Genomic DNA, 20,334 nt, shown 5'->3' with positions numbered 1-20,334 from the left:
AAGCGCTCAGCGGTTCTCTAACGCCCATCGTTCTTCACGCTCGAGCCTGAGTAACGCATGCTCGAACATCGCGCGCGCACGGCCCGAGATGTTCGCCAGATACACGTGCAGTAACGCATCAGCGGGCGTGCGCGAAGCGCAACTCACGCTGTACTGCTCGAACGCACTCAGCTGCATGATGATGTTCGCCAGATGCTTCGGGCACTCGCATGCGATCGTCGTGGACGCATGCGCCATCGCCATCAATGCTTCATCGGTGTAGTGACGTTGCGGCGCGGGCTCGCGCATGTCAGGCTGTGCCGCGACCGTTCCCGACTTGCGCTGGAAGTCGCCCAGCATCTGAGAGATCGACGGCTGGTCGAGCGGTTCGCGTATCGTGCGCACGCCGACGCGTTCCAGCAGATTGATCGTGTTCGCAGCCGCGAACGAATACACGACGACAATGTTTTCCGCGTGCGTCGACGCGCTCAACGCGAGCACGCGTTCGACGTCGTCCGTGTGCAGCGACGGCAGATGAATGATCAGCACGTCGGCCGGCTGATTCATGCGTTCGGTGAACGCGGCCGTCATGTTCTCGAAGACCTTCGGCTCGCTGGCGAGTTCGGCCTGCATCGCGTGCAGATGCTGGCGGATCGTGTTGGCGAGCGCCGTGCCGACGATGCGTAATCGCAAGCCCGGCCTTCCCTCTGTGAGCGGCGACACGGGCGTCTTGTCGACATGCATGAACGCGAGGCGTTCGAGTTCGCCCGTCTGCAACGTGGCGATCGAGCCGATCGAATAGCCGCGATCGACGAGCCCCTTGATCATCGCCACGCGCCGCACGTCGGCTTCGCTATAGAGACGATGACCGGACTGCGTGGTAGGCGGCGCGACGACGCCATAGCGGCGCTCCCAGATGCGCAACGTGCCCACGGGCAGATTCGCCATGCGCGCGACGGCTCCGATGCGATAGCGCGGAACGACTTCCGGATCATCCACTGTGTTGTTCATGAATCGAAAACCCCTGGAGAAGTCGATTCGAGTCTAACAAGCGCGACGATGTTTTGAAGCGGATTTTTTTGTTCAATGACGGCGCAAACGCGCGTATTCAAACGCTGTGCGGGGCGCGACCCTTTGAATCGCAAGCGTTTTGAGGGTTCTTGCACGCATTCTGTTCAGCGTCGGACGTTTGCGACCCGAACAGACGCTTGTACCGGTTTTGACCAGGATTGATCGAGGCGATATAGGGAAAGCCCTCGCATCGAACGCATCTAGCGCGGGTGTCTGCGCGTCGAGCCGCGCACGATCAGCTTCGGCTCCGACGTCACGCAGATGCGCGGCGCTTTCTGATGCGAGCCATGCGCGCGCGTCGGACGTTCGATCAGTTCGCGCAGCAGCGACACCGCGAGTTCGGCGGCTTCGACAGTCGGGACCGCGACAGTCGTGAGCGGCGGACGCGATTGCTGCGCAAGCTGAATGTCGGTGATGCCGATCACGGAGAGATCGTTCGGCACATCGCGGCCGAGATCGGCTGCTGCGTGAATCGCGCCGAGCGCGGGCAGGTCGTTGGACGCGAAGATCGCCGTTATCTTCGCGTCGCGCTCCAGCAGATCGCGTGCCGCCGAATAGCCGCCCTCCATCGTATCGGGCGCATAACGCACGTTTTTCGCAGGCACTTTCAGGCCTGCCTCGCGGATCGCATCGACGAAGCCTTCGTAGCGCGATGCATGAATGCCCGACTGCTTGCTGCCGACCACTGCGCCGATCCGCGTGTGCCCCAGTTCGATCAGATGCTGCGCGGCGAGCCGTCCCGCGAGCCTGAAGTCGACGGCAACGCACGGCAAGCCGGGCGGATCGTCGGGACGTTCCCACATGCACAGCACCACGGGCGTACCGCGCGCTTCGGCTTTGCGCAGATCGTCGAAGTCGAGATTGGCGTTCATCACGAGCACGCCTTCGGAGAGCGAGCCGGCGAGCTGATCGAGATACGTGCGGCCCGCATGCGGATCTTCGTTCGTGTTGCAGATGATGACGAAGTGGCCGCTCGTACGTGCAGCGCGTTCGGCAGCGAGCGCGAACTCCGGATAGAACGGGTTCGCGATACTCGACACCATCAATGCAATGGTCGGCGCGCGGCCTTCGGCGAGTGCGCGCGCGGCAAGATGCGGTCGATAGTTGAGCGCCTCGACGGCTTCGAGTACGCGTTGGCGCGTCTGCTCGCCGACGCGTCCGCGATTGCGCAGCACGTTCGAAACAGTCGCCGACGTGACGCCGGCGCGTCGCGCGACTTCGCTCAATGTGGACATGATCTGCAACGTCTATTCAATATGTGGGACATGCGTTCATCATTTGCATTGGCTACGAAGGCGGGGCACCATGCGCAAAACGACAGAACGATTATCGGAGACAAGCCTTGCTGCCTTGCAGAAGGCATTCAGAAAGACCAGCGATCGCTTAGCGGTCGTTTTTTCGGTCATTCAGATTAAGCGCTTAATCTCCGCTTCGGGCTGATTAAATCACGGAGTCGAAGCGATGGCGAGCATTTCGTTGAAGGGCGTGCAAAAAGCGTATGGAGACAACGCGCCCGTGATCCGCAACGTCGATCTGGAGATCGGCGAAAACGAGTTTTGCGTATTCCTTGGTCCGTCGGGCTGCGGCAAGTCCACGCTGCTGCGCATGATCGCGGGGCTGGAGGACGTGACGGATGGCGATCTGTCGATCGGCGGTCGCATCGTCAATGACGTGCCCGCGGCCGAGCGCGGCGTCGCGATGGTGTTCCAGAGCTACGCGCTCTTTCCGCACATGAGCGTGTACGAGAACATGGCCTTCGGTCTCAAGCTCGCGAAGAAACCCAAAGCGGAAATCGACCGCAAGGTGCAGGAAGCCGCGCGCATCCTGCAGCTTGAAGCGCTGCTCGATCGCAAGCCGCGTGCGTTGTCGGGCGGGCAGCGGCAGCGCGTCGCGATTGGCCGCGCGATCGTGCGCGAGCCCGGCGTGTTTCTGTTCGACGAACCCTTGTCCAATCTCGACGCAACGCTGCGCGGCCAGACGCGTATCGAGATCGCGCGTCTGCACAAGCAGTTCGCGACTGCGAGCGTCGTCTATGTGACGCACGATCAGACGGAAGCGATGACGCTCGCTGACAAGATCGTGCTGCTGCATTCGGGCAAGGACACGGAACGCTACGGCAGCATCGCGCAGATCGGCGCGCCGCTCGAGTTGTATCACCGGCCCGCTAGCCGGTTCGTCGCGGGTTTCATCGGCTCGCCGCGCATGAATTTTCTGCCGGGCAGAGTGACGGCGCTCGACGCGCAAGGCGTCGACGTCATGCTCGATCAGACGAACGAAACGATGCGCGTCGCCGTCGACGGGAGCACGCTGCAAGGCGGACAACCCGTCACGCTCGGCGTGCGTCCCGAACATCTCGAACTCGTGACAGGCGATATGTCACGAGATGATGCAACGCTCACGCGCACCATTTCACTGATCGAACATCTCGGCGAGCACAGCTACGTGCATCTCGACCAGCCGGGCGGCGGCGTGCTGATCGCCAAAGTGCCCGGCAATGCGCGCATCGAACAGGGCGAGCGTGCGGTATTCGCGGCACCCGTTCGTGCCTGCCATCTTTTCACCGAAGACGGATTCGCCGTGCCGGCGCTCAATACCGTCGACTACTACATTTAAGGGACACGCGCATGCGCCTAGGAGTCTGTTATTACCCGGAGCACTGGCCGGAATCGATGTGGGAAGACGACGCGCGCCGCATGAAGGCGCTCGGCATCGAGCAGGTGCGAATCGCGGAATTCGCGTGGAGCCGCATGGAGCCCACGCCCGGCGAATACGACTGGGGTTGGCTCGATCGTTCGATCGACGTGCTCGGCAAAGCGGGCCTGCAAGTGGTGATGTGCACGCCGACGGCGACGCCGCCGAAGTGGCTGATCGACCGTCATCCCGACATTCTGCCCGTGGGTGCCGATGGACGTCCGCGCGCGTTCGGCTCGCGTCGTCATTACGATTTTTCGTCACCGTCGTATTTCGAAGCGTCGCGCAAGATCTGCACGGCAGTGGCCGAGCGCTACGGCAAGCATCCTGCCGTGGCGTACTGGCAGACGGATAACGAGTTCGGTTGCCACAACACGGTGGTCAGCTATTCGCCCGCGGCTGTTGCGCGTTTTCGCGTGTGGCTGAAGGAGCGTTATCAAACCATCGACGCGTTGAATCGCGCATGGGGCACCGTGTTCTGGAGCATGGAATATCGCAGCTTCGACGAGATCGATGCGCCCGTTGCGACCGTGACGGAAGCGCATCCTTCGCATCGGCTCGACTATCGTCGCTTTGCTTCCGATGAAGTCGCGCGCTACAACCGCATGCAGGTCGAGATCATCCGCGCGCATTCGCCGGGCCGTCCTGTCGCGCACAACTTCATGCAGCTCTTCACCGAGTTCGATCACTACAAGGTCGCGCGCGATCTCGACGTGGCGACGTGGGACAGCTATCCGCTCGGCGCGCTCGAAGAGCAGTGGTATGCGCCCGAGATCAAGGCAAAGTTCTTGCGTACGGGGCATCCCGATTTCGCGTCGTTCAATCACGACGTGTATCGCGGCATGTCGAAGCTGCCGTTCTGGGTGATGGAGCAGCAGCCGGGTCCCGTGAACTGGGCGCACTGGAATCCGTCGCCGCTGCCGGGCATGGTGCGTCTGTGGAGCTGGGAAGCGTTCGCGCACGGCGCGGGCTGCGTGTCGTATTTCCGGTGGCGTCAGGCGCCGTTCGCGCAGGAGCAGATGCACGCGGGCCTGAACACGCCCGACAATCGCCTCGATATCGGCGGCAGCGAAGCGGAGCACGTTGCGCGTGAAATCGCACAGGTGTCGTCCGCGAATGCCGATGCGGATGCGAATATCCGCAGCAAGATCGCGCTGATCTACGACTACGAAGCGAAGTGGCTCTTCGAAATTCATCCGCAAGGCGCGGACTTCCACTATCCGCGTTTCGCGTTCGAGTACTACTCGGCGTTGCGTGCGCTTGGCTTCGACGTCGACGTGATTTCCGCCGATGCGCCGCTCGATGGTTACAAGATGATCGTCGTGCCGCCGCTGCCCGTCGTGCCTGGCGATTTCGCCGTGCGGCTCGCGGCATCGGGCGCGCAGATCGTGCTCGGTCCGCGTACGGGTTCGAAAACATCCGATCTGCAAATCCCCGCGAATCTGCCGCCCGGCGCGCTCGCGTCGCTGCTGCCGATCCGCGTATGGCGCGTCGAATCGATGCGGCCGAACGTGACGGAAGCCGTGCACATCAACGGCTCGGGCGACGGACTGCGCGAAGGCCAGGCGCGTCACTGGCGCGATCTGATCGACGCCGCCGACGAACGCAGCTTCGGCGTGCGCGCGCGTTTCGCCGACGGCCATCCGGCGTATGTGCAGCACGGCTCCGTGCACTACTTCGCGAGCCTGTTCGACGATGCACTCACGCAGTCGCTGTTCGCGCGCATCGCAACGGAAGCCGGTCTCACGCCGACGCCGCTCGGCGACAGCTTGCGTATCAGCCGGCGCGGCAAGCTCACGTACGTGTTCAACTACGCGAACGCGCGGCATGTGATCGAAGGTGTCGATGCGTCGCGCTTCGTGATCGGCACGCGTGAAGTGGAACCACAAGGCGTGTCGGCGTATCGGACGGAGTAGTGATTCACGCAGTTATTCACGCAGTGATTCAACAACGCAGCAGTGATCCAGCATGTAAGAACCAGGACGCAAAGGAGACAGGAGAATGACAGCACGACAATTCAACGCGCGTACCGTGATTGCAGCGGCAGCGCTTGCAGTGGCCGCCGCCGTTGCGCCGTTCGCGGCGAGCACGGCGGAAGCGGGCACGCTGACGATGAACATCGCGTTCAAGGGCGCAAGCCAGCGCGCGGTGTGGCAATCGGTGATCGACGACTTCAAGAAAGCGCATCCCGACATCGACGTGAAGGCATCGTTTATCGATGAAGAAGCGTACAAGGTGCAGTTGCCGGGCTGGCTGTCGACGGTCCCGCCCGATGTGCTCAACTGGCACAACGGCGAGCGCATGGCGTACTACGCGCGTCGCGGCCTGTTCGAAGACCTGAGCGGCGACTGGAAGAAGAACGGCTGGGACAACATGTATGCATCGACGAAGGAATCGTCGACGTACAACGGCAAGCAGTACGCGGCGCCGACCGTGTATTACTCGTGGGGCCTGTTCTATCGCAAGGATCTGTTCCAGAAGGCAGGCATCACGTCGGAGCCGAAGACGTGGGACCAGCTGATGGACGCGTGCAAGAAGCTGAAGGCAGCGGGCATTACGCCGTTCGCCGTCGGTGGCCGCGATGCATGGACGCTGGCGGGCTGGTTCGATTATCTCGACCTGCGCATCAACGGCAACGCGTTCCACCAGAAGCTGATGGCAGGCGAAGTGCCGTACACCGATCCGCGCGTGAAGAAGGTCTACACGACGTGGAAGCAGTTGCTCGACGACAAGGATTTCATCGACAACTCGCTCTCGTACGATCTCGACGCGGCGCAGCCGTTCCTGTTCCAGGGCAAGGCGGCGATGATGCTGATGGGCACGTTCATCACGGGCGGCTTCCCGCCGAACGTGAAGCCGAACATGAGCTACTTCCAGTTCCCGATCATCGATTCGAACGTGCCGACGGCGGAAGACGGTCCCGTCGAATCGCTTCACATCCCCGCGAAGGCGAAGAACAAGGCTGACGCGCACACGTTCCTCGCGTTCGTCGAAACGCCGGAGCAGGGCGCGAAGCTCGCAACGGGTCTCGGCTCGCTGTCGGCGAACAGCAAGTCGCCGGAACCGGAAGATCCCATTTCGAAGATCGGTTTCCAGATCCTGTCGAACACGAAGGGCGGCATTGCGCAGTTCTACGATCGCGACATGACGAAGGAAATGGCCGACGAAGGGATGAAGGGCATGCAGCAGTTCGTCTCCGATCCGACGAAGCTCGATGCGATCCTCGCGCAACTCGAGCAGACGCGTAAGCGCATCTACAAGAAGTAATGTTGTGAAGTAACGGCGCCGGGCCGTTTCGATGATGGTCCGGCGCAGCACAACTTGGAGAATCGTCGTGTCGCACTCCGTCACACGTCAGGACATTAACGGCACGCCGCCGTCGCAGCCGCAGGCGTCGCCTTCGCCGCGCGCAGCGGGCCAGAAGCGCGGGCCGTCGCCTACCGCGCGCCGGCAACGCAAGGCCGCGCTGCTGTTTCTCGCGCCCGCGTGCTTCATGGTCGCGGTGTATGTGGTCTGGCCAATCCTCTCGTCGATCTGGCTGAGCTTCTACAGCTGGGACGGCATGACCGACAAGGTCTTCGTTGGCCTCACGAACTACATCGAACTGTTTCAGGCGCCGACCTTCTATACCGCGCTGAAGAACAACCTCATCTGGCTCGTGCTGTTCCTGCTCGCACCGCCGATGGGCCTCGCCGTCGCGCTCTATCTGAACCAGGCGGTAGCGGGCATTCGCGTGGTGAAGTCACTGTTCTTTGCGCCGTTCGTGCTGTCGGGTGTCGTCGTCGGTCTGATCTTCTCGTGGTTCTACGATCCGACCTTCGGCCTGTTCGCCGTGATACTCGGGCATGGCGTGCCCGTACTCGGCGATGCGCACTATGCGACCTTCGGCATTATTTTCGCCGCGCTCTGGCCGCAGACTGCGTACTGCATGATTCTTTATCTGACAGGTCTGACATCGCTCAACAGCGAACAGCTCGAAGCCGCGCGCATGGAAGGCGCGAAGGGCTGGTCGATGCTGTGGCATGTCGTGCTGCCGCAGTTGCGGCCCGTCACGTTCATGGCGATCGTCGTGACGGTGATTGGCGCGCTGCGCAGTTTCGATCTGATTTCGGTGATGACGGGCGGCGGTCCGTTCGAAAGCTCGACGGTGCTCGCGTATTACATGTACGACCAGGCGATCAAGTACTACCGCATCGGCTATTCGGCGTCGATTGCCGTCGTGCTGTTCGCGATCATGCTCGTGTACATCGTCTATCACCTGCGGCGCATGCTGCGTCACGAACAGTAAGGAGCAGACGATCATGTATCCGATGCCTGTTGCCAAATGGAAGCCGATCAACCGGCGGCTCTACAAACTGACGTTGCCCGTCGCATTGCTGATCTGGCTGCTGCCGATGATCGCCGTGCTCGTCACATCGGTGCGCTCGACGGAAGAGTTGAGTGAAGGCAATTATTGGGGCTGGCCGAAGCACATCGCGTTCATCGACAACTACCGCGAAGCGCTCACCACGTCGCCGATGCTGCATTACTTCTGGAACAGCGTGCTGATCACGGTGCCGTCCGTGATCGGTTCGATTGCGCTCGCGGCGATGGCGGGCTTCGCACTCGCGATCTACAAGTTTCGCGGCAACACGACGCTGTTCGCGACGTTCGTCGCGGGCAACTTCGTGCCGATCCAGATCCTGATGATTCCCGTGCGCGATCTGTCGCTGAGCCTTGGCATCTTCAATACGCTCAGCGCGCTGATTCTCTTTCACGTGTCGTTTCAGACGGGCTTTTGCGCGCTCTTTCTGCGCAACTTCATCAAGCAGCTGCCGTATGAACTCGTCGAAGCCGCGCGTATCGAAGGGGCGGGCGAGTGGACGGTGTTCTTCAAGATCGTGTTGCCGCTGATTCGCCCGGCGCTTGCCGCGCTCGCCATTCTCGTTTTCACGTTCGTGTGGAATGACTATTTCTGGGCGCTGTGTCTGACACAAGGCGACGAGGCCGCGCCGATCACGGTCGGTGTCGCGGCACTCAAGGGGCAATGGACGACGGCGTGGAATCTCGTGTCGGCGGGATCAATTCTCGCTGCGCTGCCTTCCGTCGCGATGTTCTTCGCGATGCAAAAGCACTTCGTCGCAGGGCTTACGTTCGGCGCGACGAAAGGCTGATTACGTTTTATCGATGTCTCCTCGTAGAAGGTTGCCCGCGCAAGCGGGCTTTTTTCTTTGTGCGATTCGTCATTGACCCGGTGGCACAGCGCTATGCACACCCGCGAGCGGCGACCCATATCCGCCCGACTGCGCGTTGTTCGGCGTGCCATTGACGAGCTGCGCACGCGGATCGGTCGGATTCAGATTGAGTTCGCCCGCCTGCTGGTTGCCGTGCGTCGGATATTCGCTGCCGCGCGGCGCATTGGGCATCAGGCGCGTGCTGTTGACGGGCGCGTGGACGTCGTCATAGGTGGACAGCCCTTGTGCATGGGATAGCGCCGCGCTCATCGACAGCGCGAGGGCAGCAGTGAGTTGAAGAGAAACGATGGTCTTGCGCACGATGCACTCCTTGCTCGAAGAAATGGTGCGCCCTTCGCGAGTCGGTGGAAGGCGCACGCCGCTCTAACGCTTCAACTATTGGCCATCGCTTTCGCGAGTTCAAGGCGCAGCGCGTGCGATTGAGCGGTGCGCGCCGGGTGCGTCGAGCTTTTGTTGCAGTTCTTCGTTAAACCGGCTCAGCGCCCGGCTTATTCCCCGCGCTCATTCCCCCGCTATTTCGCCGACCGTGCGACGCACCGCGCGCAGGATGTCGTTCGCGAGTTCCGGCTGCGCTTTGAGCACCGCGCGCGACGCGGCGATCGCGCCGATCAGCGCGACGGCTATCGCCATCGCCTTTTCGCGCTGGTTGCCTTTCACCTTGTGCGCGTGCAGGTGCTTCTCGAACACGGCCGCCATCTTCTCCAGGCCGTCGCTGTAGCGCGCGCTGATCGTCTCGTCCAGTCGGCCGATATCGCTTGCCGAAGCCGCCAGCGCGCAGCCGTTCGCGATGTCGTCGCGTTTTTCTTCCGACAAATAGCTGTCGAGCAGTTCGGTGAGGGTCGGCAAACGGCCCTCGTGCGCCGCCGTCATCCGCGCGTGGCTGATCTGCAGCCCGTGTTCGAGCGCTTCGGCAGCGAGCGCTTCTTTCGACGGGAAATGCGCGTACAGCGCGCCATGCGTGAGGCCCGCCGCCTTGCCGATCTCGGCCACGCCGACGCCGTCGATGCCGCGCTCCCGGAAAAGGCGCGCGGCCGTTTCGACGAGGGCCGCGCGGTTTTGCGCCGCCTTTTCCTTGCTGACTTTCATCGCTGATCCACCTTGTCCGACTTTTGCCAATGAAGCGAACGCGAAAAAACGCTTGACACGCATTGATTGCGATCACTATCATTAATTTAAGATTGCAGTTGCAATTATAAAGCAGCTGCCGGCGGATGTCCGCCTCTTACCCTCAACTTTTGGAGAAGTGATCATGTCATTCGCAAACAAGACGGCCCTCATCACGGGCGGCAACGGCGGCATCGGCTTCGCGGCGGCGCGCATCCTGATCTCGCAGGGCGCGCGGGTTGCCATCACGGGCCGCGACCAGAAGAAGCTCGACGAAGCGGTGGCCGAACTCGGCCCGAACGCGCTCGCGATTCGCGCGGACATCAACGATCCCGCCGCCATCGACGACGTGATGAAAGTGATCGCCGACAAGTTCGGCAAGCTCGACGTCGTTTTCGCGAACGCGGGCGTGAGCGGCGCGACGCCCGTCGGCGAGACGACGGCGGAGAAGTTCGAATCGATCATGCGGACCAACGTGACGTCCGTGTTCCTGACCGTGCAGGCGGCCGTGCCGCTGATGGGCGAGGGCGGCGCGATCGTGCTGAACGGCTCGGTGATGCGTCAGTTGGGCGCGCCGGGTTCGTCGGCGTATTCGGCGTCGAAGGCGGCGATTTCCGGCATGGCGCGTGTTCTGGCGTCGGAACTGGTGACGCGCGGTATCCGCGTGAACACGGTGATTCCGGGCGGCACGCGCACGTCGATCTGGACGCGCGGCGACCGCGAAGGCGCGACGCTCGACGCGACGGAAACGGCACTCAAGCCAATGATCCCGATGAACCGTTTCGCACTGGCTGAGGAAGTCGCGCAGGCAGCCGTGTTCCTCGCGTCGGATGCGGCGTCGGGCATGACGGCGGCTGAGATTGTCGTCGACGGCGGCAACACGGGTGCGCCGATGGGTGCGCCGGCTTTCCGCCGCTAAGCGTTACGCGCAAGACGTGCAATGAAAAAGGGCGAAGCGCGGTGGCGCATCGCCCTTTGGTACTTTTCAGAAGCGGCGTCAGGCCATGCCCGCAACGATCGCGGCAACGATCGACCCAAGCACCAGCACCGCGCCGATCGTCCGACGCTTGTTCAGCTGCGTCCACAGCAGCACGCCCGTCAGCGACAGCAGGATCACGCCACCCGCGAACGTGTCGATCAGCAGCACCCAGCCGACGCTCAGTCCCACGCCCTTGTGCAGATTCGTCAGCGCCGCGAGGAAGGTGTTGGCGCTGCGCTTGACGGTCACATAGTCATTGCCGACCCAGTATTCCGCCTGCGTGTTCTCGTTCGGCGTCGCGAACGAGACCTGCCAGTGTTCCGGTTGCACAGCCGTGCGGTCGCCCCACGCGACGGCATGCGATGGCTCCTTCTGCATGCGTCCCGGCTTCCCCTGCACCTTGAGTTCCTGCTTCAGCCATCTGGCGAGATCGCGCGGCGATTCGGGCGCGGGCTGCGGCAGCTTCACCTGCAGCGACTCGACTTGCGGCTCACCCGTCGAAACGCGCAGCGGCCCGCCGCGATGATTCAGCAGAAAGCCGCTCGTGCCCATCAGCAGACCGAGCGCGGCGCCCCACAGGCCGATCCAGCTATGCACCTTGCGCAGCCATCGGATGAACGTGATACGGCGCGAGCCGGCGGGCGGTGCGCTATTGCCGGTATTGCCGGCGCTTTTGTTCTTGACGTCGACGCGCGAGGTGCGATCGACGGCAACGGTTTCGGGTGTGTTCACAGGTCGCTCCAGGTTGCACTGACCTCAACCGTCGACGAATGGCGTGCACGCGCGTCGAGTCGCAGAGACTTGCGACGCGTGTGATGCTTCGAGACGGAATGACCATCGGCCGGGGGATGCGATGGCGTTGGCTGGCTGGCCGCGTTGCCCGTGAATGGGGCGCGCAGTGGGCTGGCTTTGCGATCAGATAAGGCTGCCTATGATTTCACGGTGTAGTGAATGCCGCAATCGCCGGGCGCGATTTACAACAACGGCAATGTTTCGACAGATTACGTAAGGGCTATGCAAGCTCAGCGCACGCCGAGCCGGTAGACGGTGGTATGGCGATAGCGCTCGCCGGGCCGCAGCACGACGTCTTCTGCGTCGGGCATGTTGACCTGATCCGGAAACGCGCCTGTTTCGAGGCACAGCGCCGCGTGCTTGCCGTACGTCTTGCCGTTGCGTCCGTTGACGCCCGCGAGAAAGTTGCCCGTGTAGAACTGCATGCCTTTCGCGTCCGTCGATACCGTCAGTTCGCGTCCGCTCGCGGGATCGTAGAGCGCGGCGGCCTTGCGTATCGCCGTGGTGCCATTGCGCAGCACGTAGCAATGATCGAAGCCGCCCGCGCGCGCGAGTTGCGCATCCGGCCAGTCGAGACGCGCGCCGATAGGTGCGCCCGCGCGAAAGTCGAACACGCTGCCCGCGACATCTTTCCGTTCGATGGGAATCATCGTTTCGTCGACGGCGAAAAACGCGTCGGCATCGATCGAAATCACATGACCGCGAATTTCAGGCGCATCGGCGAGTGCGTCGCCGGAGAGGTTGAAATACGCGTGATTCGTCAGGCTGATTGGCGTGGGTGCGTCGGCCGTGGCGTCGTAGTCGATTGTCAGCGCGCCGTTGTCGTCGAGCGCATAGCGCACCGTGGCCGTCACCGCGCCGGGAAAGCCAGCGTCGCCTTCGGGCGATTCATGCGACAGCACGAGCGCGCCGTCGACTTCGCGCGCCTGCCACAACGCTTTATGAAAACCGCTCGAACCGCCGTGCAGCAGATTGTCGCCGTCATTGCGATCGAGTTGATACGTGACGCCGTCGAGCGTGAAGCGCGCCTGCGCGATGCGGTTCGCCCAGCGGCCGATCGTCGAGCCGAAGTACCAGCGGCTCGCGAGGTAGTCGGCGGGCGTGTCGTGGCCGAGCAGCACATCGGCGACGCGTCCTGCGCGGTCGGGTGCATGCCACGAGACGAGCGTCGCACCGAGATCGCTGATGCTCGCGCGCATGCCGTGCGCGTTACGCAGCGTGAACAGACGAATGTCGCCGAGCCCCGGCAACGTGCCCCAACGTTCGACCTGGATGCTGGATGAGAAAGAAGTGTCGGTGCTGTGCATGTCGGCGAAATTCATGTCGGTCGCGGATCGAACCAGATTAAGGCATTTAGGCGGATGGCGCATCAGGTGCCGGATTTAACTGTGTTGCCTGCATGCGCTCCTGATACTCGCGCGGCGTGCAATCGAGTTCGCGCCGGAACACGGCATACATGTACTGCAGCGAAGTGAAGCCGCAGCGTATTGCGACCTCGGCACTCGACATGTCCTGCTGCGCGAGCAGCTGCTTCGCGACATCGAGTTTGTGCTTGAGGATTTCCTGATGCACGGTGCAGCCGAGTTCGCGCCGGAAATAATCTTCGAGCGACGACCGCGACACGCCCACGTAATCGGCGACCTGTTCCGTCTTGATGCCCTGACACGCGTACTGGCGAATGTAGTGACGCGCGCGCATCACATACGGACTCGCGAGCGGCTCATGTTTAGTCGATTCGCAGACGTTGATGCCGACGGGCGGCACGAGAATGCGGCGGCCCGCAAAACGCGCACCGCCGAGCATCTGATGCAGCAGGTGCGCCGCCGTGCGGCCCATTTCCTCCGTGCCCTGAATCACCGACGAAAGCGGAATGCGCGTGAGCGAACGCGTCAACGGATCGTTGTCGATGCCGATGATGGCGACTTGCTCGGGCACGGGAATACCGCTGATCAGACACGCCTGCAGCACCTGACGCGCACGCGCGTCCGTCACCGCGATGATGCCGACGGGCTTCGGCAGGCTTTGCAGCCATTCGGTCAGTTGCACGCTCGCCTGGTGCCATACAGGCGCGCTGGTCGGAAGCCCGCGATGCACGTCGCCTTCGAGTCCATCCGCCTTCAGCAGCGAATTAAATGCGAGTTCGCGTTCCTGTGCCCAGCGGTTGGTCGGCGATTCGGGCAGGCTGTACAGCGCAAAGCGTTGCAGCCCCGCGCCGATCAGGTGCTTGTACGCGAGCGACACGAGCTGCATGTTGTCCGTCGCGATGTACGGCAGATTCGGCGGATACGCGGACGCGTCTTCATACGAGCCGCCCACGGCGACGACAGGCAAAGGCGAATCGGCGAGCGCTTCGCACACGGCGGGATCGTCGAAATCGGCGATAAAGCCATCGCCTTCGAAACGCGCGATACCGTTGAGTCGCGCGCGGAAATCTTCTTCGAGAAACAGATCCCACGCGACGCGCGTCGACAGCAGGTAATTGCCGATACCCGTGATGATCTCGCGGTCGTACACCTTGTTCGCATTAAAGAGCAGTGCGATCCGATGCGTGCGTTGAGCAGTGTGCTGCCGTGTCATCGACTCTCCCGGCGCAGCGCGCTGGCGCCGCGTTGTCTCCGTATTGTCCCCAGGTGCTGCGTCGCCATGCAGCCGCACATTTAAGTGTTCTGCTTATTCTAGGCGTCACTCGACCTTGCCCGCCAATGGATTTTTCCGGGTAACAAGAATCAACAGGCGCGCTGGCGGATTTCGCAATTGCCGCGCAAACCCGCAAGCGGCAGCATGGCGTCACATCATGAACGGATCGATGCGCGTGCATCGGCCGACACTACCAGGAGACGCGCATGTCTTACTTCGAACATTTGCCCGCTGTGCGCTATGAAGGCCCGCAGACGGACAACCCGTTCGCTTATCGCCATTACGACAAGGACAAGCTGGTGCTCGGCAAACGCATGGAAGATCATCTGCGCGTTGCTGTGTGCTACTGGCACACGTTCGTATGGCCGGGTGCGGACATGTTCGGCGGAGGTACGTTCGAGCGTCCGTGGCATCGTTCCGGCGATGCGCTTGAAATGGCGCATGCAAAGGCCGATCACGCGTTCGAACTGTTCTCGAAGCTCGGCACGCCGTTCTACACGTTCCACGACACCGACGTCGCGCCCGAAGGCGACAGCATCAAGAGCTACGTGAACAACTTCAAGGCGATGACGGACGTGCTCGCGCGCAAGCAGGAGCAGACGGGTATCAAGCTGCTGTGGGGCACGGCGAATCTGTTCTCGCATTCGCGCTACGCGGCGGGCGCGGCGACCAATCCGAATCCCGACGTGTTCGCTTATGCCGCCACACAGGTTTTCAATGCACTCGAAGCGACGCATCGCCTTGGCGGCGCGAACTACGTGCTATGGGGCGGACGTGAAGGCTACGACACGCTGCTCAACACCGACCTGAAGCGCGAACGCGAGCAGCTTGGCCGCTTCCTGAGCATGGTCGTCGAACACAAGCACAAGACAGGGTTTAAGGGCGCACTGCTGATCGAGCCGAAGCCGCAGGAGCCGACGAAGCATCAATACGATTACGACGTCGCGACGGTTCACGGCTTTCTGACGCAATTCGACTTGCAGGACGATATTCGCGTGAATATCGAAGCGAATCACGCGACGCTTGCCGGTCACTCGTTCCACCATGAAATCGCGAATGCGTTTGCACTCGGCATCTTCGGCAGCGTCGATGCGAATCGCGGCGATGCGCAAAACGGCTGGGATACGGACCAGTTCCCAAATAGTGTGGAAGAGCTGACGCTCGCGTTCTACGAGATCTTGCGCAATGGCGGCTTCACGACGGGCGGCATGAACTTCGATGCGAAGGTGCGGCGTCAGAGCATCGACGCCGAAGACATCGTGCATGGCCATATCGGTGCGATCGATGTACTCGCCGTTGCGCTGGAGCGCGCCGCGCATCTGATCGAAAACGATCGTCTGGCCGAATTCAAGCAGCAGCGCTACGCAGGCTGGGACAGCGACTTCGGACGCAAGGTGCTGGCGGGCGGCTATACGCTCGAGTCGCTGGCGAGCGATGCCGTGCAACGGAACATCGCGCCGCGCCATGTGAGCGGACAGCAGGAGCGTCTTGAGAACATCGTCAACCAGGCGATCTACTCATCCGCGAAATAGCGCACTCAAGCAACACACCACAGCAGCACGAAAAATCGTTAGCAGCGCCGGTAGATTTCGCAATTGCTCCGCCGGCGCGCACGGCACACGCTGTCGTGCGAATAAAAATGGGGCAGCTTTCGACAATCGACGCTCGCGAACAGGTATTCGCGGCGCATCCTGAGGTTAAGACGGCGGTTCGACTTCTCGCATTCGAAACTGCACGCAACCCTAAATGGAGTGAGACATGAAATCTGCAATGCGTCGTTCCGTATTGAGTTCCCTCGTTTGCGCCGCGATGGCCGCCGGCCTGACGATGGTTGCGCCGCTCGCGCATGCGAGCAAGGACAAGCCGGAAATCGGCTTCTGCATCGACGATCTGCGCGTCGAGCGCTGGTCGCGCGATCGCGACTATTTCGTTGCCGCAGCGACGAAGCTCGGTGCGAAAGTGTCCGTGCAATCCGCCGATGCCAGCGAAGCCCGTCAGATCTCGCAGATCGAGAATCTGATTTCGCGCGGGGTCGATGTGATCGTGATCGTGCCGTTCAATTCGAAGACGCTCGGCAACGTCGTCGCCGAAGCGCACAAGGCGGGCATCAAGGTCGTGTCGTATGACCGGCTGATTCTCGATGCCGATGTCGACGCGTATATCTCGTTCGACAACGAGAAGGTGGGCGAACTGCAGGCACAAGGCGTCTTCAATGCGCAACCGAAGGGCAACTACTTCCTGCTGGGCGGCGCACCGACGGACAACAACGCAAAGATGCTGCGCGAAGGGCAGATGAAGGTGCTCAAGCCCGCGATCGATCGCGGCGACGTGAAGATCGTCGGCCAGCAGTGGGTGCCTGAGTGGAGCGCGGCAACGGCGCTGCGCATCACGGAAGATGCGCTGACGGCGAACAACAACAAGATCGATGCGATCGTCGCGTCGAACGACGGCACGGCAGGCGGCGCGATCCAGGCGCTAGCCGCACAGAAGATGGCGGGCAAGGTGCCCGTGTCCGGCCAGGACGCGGACCTTGCCGCCGTCAAACGCGTGATCGCGGGCACGCAGACGATGACCGTCTACAAGCCGCTGAAGCTGATCGCAGGCGAAGCGGCCAAGCTCGCCGTCGATCTCGCGAAGGGCGACAAGCCCGCGTTCAACGCGAAATACGACAACGGCAAGAAGCAGGTCGATACCGTGCTGCTGCAACCGACGCTGCTCACGAAAAGCAATGTCGATGTCGTGATCAAGGACGGCTTCTACACGCAGTCGCAACTGGCTGGCAACTGATAGCGGGCGCGGGCGCTTTGTCGTCTTGATGGCAGACGTCAGGACGGCAAGCGCCCGCGCATCTTTCATCCATCCAGGACACCTCGCAGGACACTACGCATGGCACAAGCGCTTCTGGAGTTGCGCGGCATCGCCAAATCGTTTGCCGGGGTGAAGGCGCTCGACGGTATCGATCTCGTCGTCGCGCCCGGCGAATGCGTCGGACTGTGCGGCGAAAACGGCGCAGGCAAATCGACGCTGATGAAGATCGTCTCCGGCGTCTATCCGCACGGCGACTGGTCGGGCGAAATCATGTGGGACGGCAAGCCGCTCGTCGCACAGAACATCCGCGATACCGAACGCGCGGGTATCGTCATCATTCACCAGGAACTGATGCTGGTGCCGCAGCTGTCGGTGGCTGAGAACATTTTTCTCGGCAATGAAATCACGTTGCCCGGCGGCCGCATGAATTATGCGGCGATGTATCAGCGCGCCGACGAACTGCTGCGCGAATTGAACATCACGGGCATCAACGTCGCGCAGCCGGTGATGAACTATGGCGGCGGGCATCAGCAACTGATCGAAATTGCGAAGGCGCTGAACAAGCAGGCCAGGCTGCTGATACTCGACGAGCCTTCCTCGTCGCTGACGGCAGCGGAAACGAAAATCCTGCTCGATATCGTGCGCGATCTGAAGAAGCGCGGCGTCGCGTGCGTGTACATCTCGCACAAACTCGATGAAGTGGAAGCCGTGTGCGACACGATCACCGTGATACGCGACGGAAAGCATGTCGGCACGCAGCCGATGAAGCAGCTCACCACCGATCGCATCATCGCGATGATGGTCGGCCGCGAGATCGCGAATCTCTTTCCGCGTGAGCAGCATGACATCGGCGACGTCGTGTTCGAAGCACGCAACGTGACGTGCTACGACGTGACGAACACGAACCGCAAGCGCGTCGACAACGTGTCGTTCGTGTTGCGCAAGGGCGAGATACTCGGCGTTGCGGGTCTGGTCGGCGCGGGCCGTACGGAACTGATGCAGGCGATCTTCGGCGCGTATCCGGGCATGAGCGAAGCCGAAGTGTGGATGGACGGCAGGCGCCTGAAAATCCGCGCACCCGCCGATGCAATTTCAGCGGGCATTGCGATGGTGCCCGAAGATCGCAAGCGTCACGGCATCGTGCCGCAACTCGGCGTGGGTCACAACATCACGCTCGCGGTGCTGCAACGCTTCGCGAAAGGCGGGCGCATCGACACGGCTTCCGAACTCGACACGATCAACTCGGAGATGAAGCGCCTGTCGGTGCGCGCAGCGTCGCCGATGCTGTCGATCGCGAGTCTGTCGGGCGGCAACCAGCAGAAGGCGGTGCTCACGCGCATGCTGCTCACCGATCCGTCCGTGCTGATACTCGACGAGCCGACGCGCGGCGTCGATGTCGGCGCGAAGTACGAAATCTACAAGCTGATGTTCGCGCTCGCGAAGCGCGGCGTGTCGATCATCATGGTGTCGTCGGAGTTGCCGGAAGTGCTCGGTGTGAGCGATCGCGTGCTCGTGATCGGCGAAGGCGAATTGCGCGGCGATTTCGTCAACGATGGGCTCACGCAGGAACACATCCTCACGGCTGCCATCACGGCGAACGCTGCAACCGGCATTCACGGCACGGACACGAAAGGCCCCACTCAACTGGCGAGCGTCGCATGACTCCTGATCTCACTTCTTCCGATAGCCAAGGCAAGCACGGCACCTCGCTAGCATCCGGGCAACGCATCAAGCTGCTGTTCGCACGCTACAAGCTGCTCGCGTTGCTGCTGGCCGTCGCCGTCATCTGGGTGTTCTTTTCGTTCCTCACGGAAGGCGCCTTCGTCACGCCGCGCAATCTGTCGAACCTGCTGCGGCAGATGTCGATTACGGGCATGCTCGCGTGCGGGATGGTGTTCGTCATCATCTCGGGCGAGATCGATCTGTCCGTCGGTTCGCTGCTCGGTTTGCTCGGCGGCGTTGCGGCGATACTCGATGTGACGTTTCACTGGCCGCTCGCTGCGACGCTGCCTGTGGTGATGCTGCTCGGCGTGATCGTCGGTCTTTTCAACGGCTGGTGGTCGACGTATCTGCGTGTGCCGTCGTTCATCGTCGGGCTGGGCGGCATGCTCGCGTATCGCGGCGTGCTGCTCGGCATCACAGGCGGTTCGACGATCGCACCCGTGTCCGACAACCTCGTTTTTATCGGCCAGGGCTACTTGCCGCGCATCGCGGGCGACACGCTCGCCGTCGTGCTGTTCGTATTGCTCGCGGCGCTGACCGTGCGGCAACGTCAGAAGCGTCAGCACTACAACCTGAGCGTCGTGCCGATGTGGCAAGACGCGGTGAAGATCGTCGCGTCCGGGCTGATCCTGCTCGCGTTCGTCGCGACGCTCAACCGTTACGGCGGCATTCCCGTGCCCGTGTTGCTGCTGCTCGCGCTGCTCGGCATCTTCACGTACATCGCGACGCAGACCGTGTTCGGACGACGCATCTATGCAGTCGGCTCGAATCTCGAAGCGACGCGTCTGTCGGGTGTCAACACGAACCGCGTGAAGCTCGCGATCTTCGCGCTGATGGGGCTGATGTGCGCGTTCGGTGGTCTGATCAACACGGCGCGGCTGGCGGCCGGTTCGCCGTCGGCGGGATCGATGGGCGAACTCGATGCGATCGCGGCGTGCTTTATCGGCGGCACGTCGATGCGCGGCGGCTCGGGCACCGTCTACGGCGCGCTGATCGGCGCGCTCGTGATGGCGAGCCTCGACAACGGCATGTCGATGCTCGACGTCGACTCGTACTGGCAGATGATCGTGAAGGGCGGCATTCTCGTGCTGGCTGTGTGGATCGACGTGATCTCGGGGTCCGAGCGGCGCTAGCGAAGAGCGCACGGACGTGGTGCGCTGCACCACGTCACAGCATCCGCGCGCTTCGTTGAGGCGCGCGGAGTAGGTCTCAAGCGCCCTGAAAAGGGCGCTTTTTGTTGGTTGATCACGTAGCTGGAACGTAGCGCGTCAAAAAAATAGTAGAGCCGCGCGAGTCCTGTCCATCAAGCGATTGCGC

17 protein-coding genes are annotated in these 20,334 nt (G+C 62.1%); 10 read left to right on the top strand and 7 right to left on the bottom strand.

What is annotated here, in order from left to right; all coding sequences use genetic code 11:
* Positions 1-6: 6 nt before the first annotated feature.
* Positions 7-990 (bottom strand): MerR family transcriptional regulator, encoded by a 984-nt coding sequence (locus QEN71_RS25940; RefSeq protein WP_201650954.1) that lies wholly within the window; start codon positions 988-990, stop codon positions 7-9.
* Between the two features lie 260 nt (positions 991-1,250).
* Positions 1,251-2,285, bottom strand: coding sequence for a LacI family DNA-binding transcriptional regulator (locus QEN71_RS25935; protein WP_201650955.1), 1,035 nt, complete (start codon positions 2,283-2,285; stop codon positions 1,251-1,253).
* A gap of 226 nt (positions 2,286-2,511) precedes the next feature.
* Here QEN71_RS25935 and QEN71_RS25930 point away from each other — a divergent pair, with 226 nt between their 5' ends.
* The 5 genes from QEN71_RS25930 to QEN71_RS25910 all read left to right on the top strand — a co-directional run bounded on the left by QEN71_RS25930 (position 2,512) and on the right by QEN71_RS25910 (position 8,894).
* Positions 2,512-3,663, top strand: coding sequence for an ABC transporter ATP-binding protein (locus QEN71_RS25930; RefSeq protein ID WP_201650956.1), 1,152 nt, complete (start codon positions 2,512-2,514; stop codon positions 3,661-3,663).
* An 11-nt stretch (positions 3,664-3,674) separates the two neighbouring features.
* Positions 3,675-5,657 carry a beta-galactosidase gene (locus QEN71_RS25925; RefSeq protein WP_201650957.1) on the top strand — a complete coding sequence of 661 codons (1,983 nt, stop codon included), beginning with the start codon at positions 3,675-3,677 and terminating at the stop codon, positions 5,655-5,657.
* 85 nt (positions 5,658-5,742) lie between these two features.
* Positions 5,743-7,008 carry an ABC transporter substrate-binding protein gene (locus tag QEN71_RS25920; RefSeq protein WP_201650958.1) on the top strand — a complete coding sequence of 422 codons (1,266 nt, stop codon included), beginning with the start codon at positions 5,743-5,745 and terminating at the stop codon, positions 7,006-7,008.
* A 67-nt stretch (positions 7,009-7,075) separates the two neighbouring features.
* Positions 7,076-8,029, top strand: coding sequence for a carbohydrate ABC transporter permease (locus QEN71_RS25915; RefSeq protein ID WP_201650959.1), 954 nt, complete (start codon positions 7,076-7,078; stop codon positions 8,027-8,029).
* A 13-nt stretch (positions 8,030-8,042) separates the two neighbouring features.
* Positions 8,043-8,894: a carbohydrate ABC transporter permease gene (locus QEN71_RS25910; RefSeq protein ID WP_201650960.1), complete on the top strand. Its 852-nt coding sequence runs from the start codon at positions 8,043-8,045 to the stop codon at positions 8,892-8,894.
* A 69-nt stretch (positions 8,895-8,963) separates the two neighbouring features.
* Here QEN71_RS25910 and QEN71_RS25905 read toward each other — a convergent pair whose 3' ends face one another.
* Both QEN71_RS25905 and QEN71_RS25900 read right to left on the bottom strand, forming a co-directional pair.
* Entirely contained in the window at positions 8,964-9,224 is a 261-nt protein-coding gene (locus QEN71_RS25905) for a hypothetical protein (protein WP_223959516.1), read from the bottom strand.
* 252 nt (positions 9,225-9,476) lie between these two features.
* A complete protein-coding gene (locus tag QEN71_RS25900; RefSeq protein WP_201650962.1) occupies positions 9,477-10,061 on the bottom strand; it encodes a TetR/AcrR family transcriptional regulator in 585 nt (194 codons plus the stop codon).
* A gap of 163 nt (positions 10,062-10,224) precedes the next feature.
* On the opposite strand from QEN71_RS25900, the gene QEN71_RS25895 reads away from it, so the two are divergent.
* Positions 10,225-10,998, top strand: coding sequence for an SDR family oxidoreductase (locus tag QEN71_RS25895; RefSeq protein ID WP_201650963.1), 774 nt, complete (start codon positions 10,225-10,227; stop codon positions 10,996-10,998).
* A 78-nt stretch (positions 10,999-11,076) separates the two neighbouring features.
* Here QEN71_RS25895 and QEN71_RS25890 read toward each other — a convergent pair whose 3' ends face one another.
* The 3 genes from QEN71_RS25890 to QEN71_RS25880 all read right to left on the bottom strand — a co-directional run bounded on the left by QEN71_RS25890 (position 11,077) and on the right by QEN71_RS25880 (position 14,427).
* Positions 11,077-11,790 (bottom strand): PepSY-associated TM helix domain-containing protein, encoded by a 714-nt coding sequence (locus tag QEN71_RS25890; RefSeq protein ID WP_201650964.1) that lies wholly within the window; start codon positions 11,788-11,790, stop codon positions 11,077-11,079.
* Positions 11,791-12,080: 290 nt separating this feature from the next.
* The gene (locus tag QEN71_RS25885; RefSeq protein WP_201650965.1) at positions 12,081-13,172 is read right to left on the bottom strand and encodes an aldose epimerase family protein; all 1,092 of its coding nucleotides are present in this window, start codon (positions 13,170-13,172) and stop codon (positions 12,081-12,083) included.
* A gap of 31 nt (positions 13,173-13,203) precedes the next feature.
* Complete coding sequence (locus tag QEN71_RS25880; RefSeq protein ID WP_201650966.1) at positions 13,204-14,427, bottom strand: XylR family transcriptional regulator; 1,224 nt, start codon at positions 14,425-14,427, stop codon at positions 13,204-13,206.
* A gap of 266 nt (positions 14,428-14,693) precedes the next feature.
* Between QEN71_RS25880 and xylA the strand changes: the two genes are divergently transcribed.
* The 4 genes from xylA (at position 14,694) to QEN71_RS25860 (ending at position 20,150) form a co-directional block, all read left to right on the top strand.
* Positions 14,694-16,019: a xylose isomerase gene (xylA, locus tag QEN71_RS25875; protein WP_201650967.1), complete on the top strand. Its 1,326-nt coding sequence runs from the start codon at positions 14,694-14,696 to the stop codon at positions 16,017-16,019.
* A gap of 226 nt (positions 16,020-16,245) precedes the next feature.
* Positions 16,246-17,274 carry a D-xylose ABC transporter substrate-binding protein gene (gene xylF, locus QEN71_RS25870; protein ID WP_201650968.1) on the top strand — a complete coding sequence of 343 codons (1,029 nt, stop codon included), beginning with the start codon at positions 16,246-16,248 and terminating at the stop codon, positions 17,272-17,274.
* A gap of 99 nt (positions 17,275-17,373) precedes the next feature.
* On the top strand, positions 17,374-18,957 hold the full coding sequence (gene xylG / locus QEN71_RS25865; protein WP_201650969.1) for a D-xylose ABC transporter ATP-binding protein: 1,584 nt from the start codon (positions 17,374-17,376) through the stop codon (positions 18,955-18,957).
* Positions 18,954-20,150 carry a sugar ABC transporter permease gene (locus tag QEN71_RS25860; protein ID WP_201650970.1) on the top strand — a complete coding sequence of 399 codons (1,197 nt, stop codon included), beginning with the start codon at positions 18,954-18,956 and terminating at the stop codon, positions 20,148-20,150. Before xylG ends, QEN71_RS25860 begins: the two co-directional genes overlap by 4 nt.
* The last annotated feature ends 184 nt before the right edge of the window (positions 20,151-20,334 follow it).

Origin of the sequence: Paraburkholderia sabiae (assembly GCF_030412785.1) — a bacterium.
GTDB classification, from domain to species: Bacteria; Pseudomonadota; Gammaproteobacteria; order Burkholderiales; family Burkholderiaceae; genus Paraburkholderia; species Paraburkholderia sabiae.
This window is presented reverse-complemented; position numbering and strand designations above follow the sequence as displayed.

Coding starts and splice junctions, on each gene's coding strand:
- QEN71_RS25925 (WP_201650957.1), top strand. CDS start 3,675: ATGCGCCTAGGAGTCTGTTATTACCCGGAGCACTGGCCGGAATCGATG.
- QEN71_RS25905 (WP_223959516.1), bottom strand. CDS start 9,224: ATGAGCGCGGCGCTATCCCATGCACAAGGGCTGTCCACCTATGACGAC.
- QEN71_RS25895 (WP_201650963.1), top strand. CDS start 10,225: ATGTCATTCGCAAACAAGACGGCCCTCATCACGGGCGGCAACGGCGGC.
- QEN71_RS25910 (WP_201650960.1), top strand. CDS start 8,043: ATGTATCCGATGCCTGTTGCCAAATGGAAGCCGATCAACCGGCGGCTC.
- xylG (WP_201650969.1), top strand. CDS start 17,374: ATGGCACAAGCGCTTCTGGAGTTGCGCGGCATCGCCAAATCGTTTGCC.
- QEN71_RS25880 (WP_201650966.1), bottom strand. CDS start 14,427: ATGACACGGCAGCACACTGCTCAACGCACGCATCGGATCGCACTGCTC.
- QEN71_RS25940 (WP_201650954.1), bottom strand. CDS start 990: ATGAACAACACAGTGGATGATCCGGAAGTCGTTCCGCGCTATCGCATC.
- QEN71_RS25920 (WP_201650958.1), top strand. CDS start 5,743: ATGACAGCACGACAATTCAACGCGCGTACCGTGATTGCAGCGGCAGCG.
- QEN71_RS25860 (WP_201650970.1), top strand. CDS start 18,954: ATGACTCCTGATCTCACTTCTTCCGATAGCCAAGGCAAGCACGGCACC.
- QEN71_RS25900 (WP_201650962.1), bottom strand. CDS start 10,061: ATGAAAGTCAGCAAGGAAAAGGCGGCGCAAAACCGCGCGGCCCTCGTC.
- xylA (WP_201650967.1), top strand. CDS start 14,694: ATGTCTTACTTCGAACATTTGCCCGCTGTGCGCTATGAAGGCCCGCAG.
- QEN71_RS25885 (WP_201650965.1), bottom strand. CDS start 13,172: ATGAATTTCGCCGACATGCACAGCACCGACACTTCTTTCTCATCCAGC.
- xylF (WP_201650968.1), top strand. CDS start 16,246: ATGAAATCTGCAATGCGTCGTTCCGTATTGAGTTCCCTCGTTTGCGCC.
- QEN71_RS25935 (WP_201650955.1), bottom strand. CDS start 2,285: ATGTCCACATTGAGCGAAGTCGCGCGACGCGCCGGCGTCACGTCGGCG.
- QEN71_RS25930 (WP_201650956.1), top strand. CDS start 2,512: ATGGCGAGCATTTCGTTGAAGGGCGTGCAAAAAGCGTATGGAGACAAC.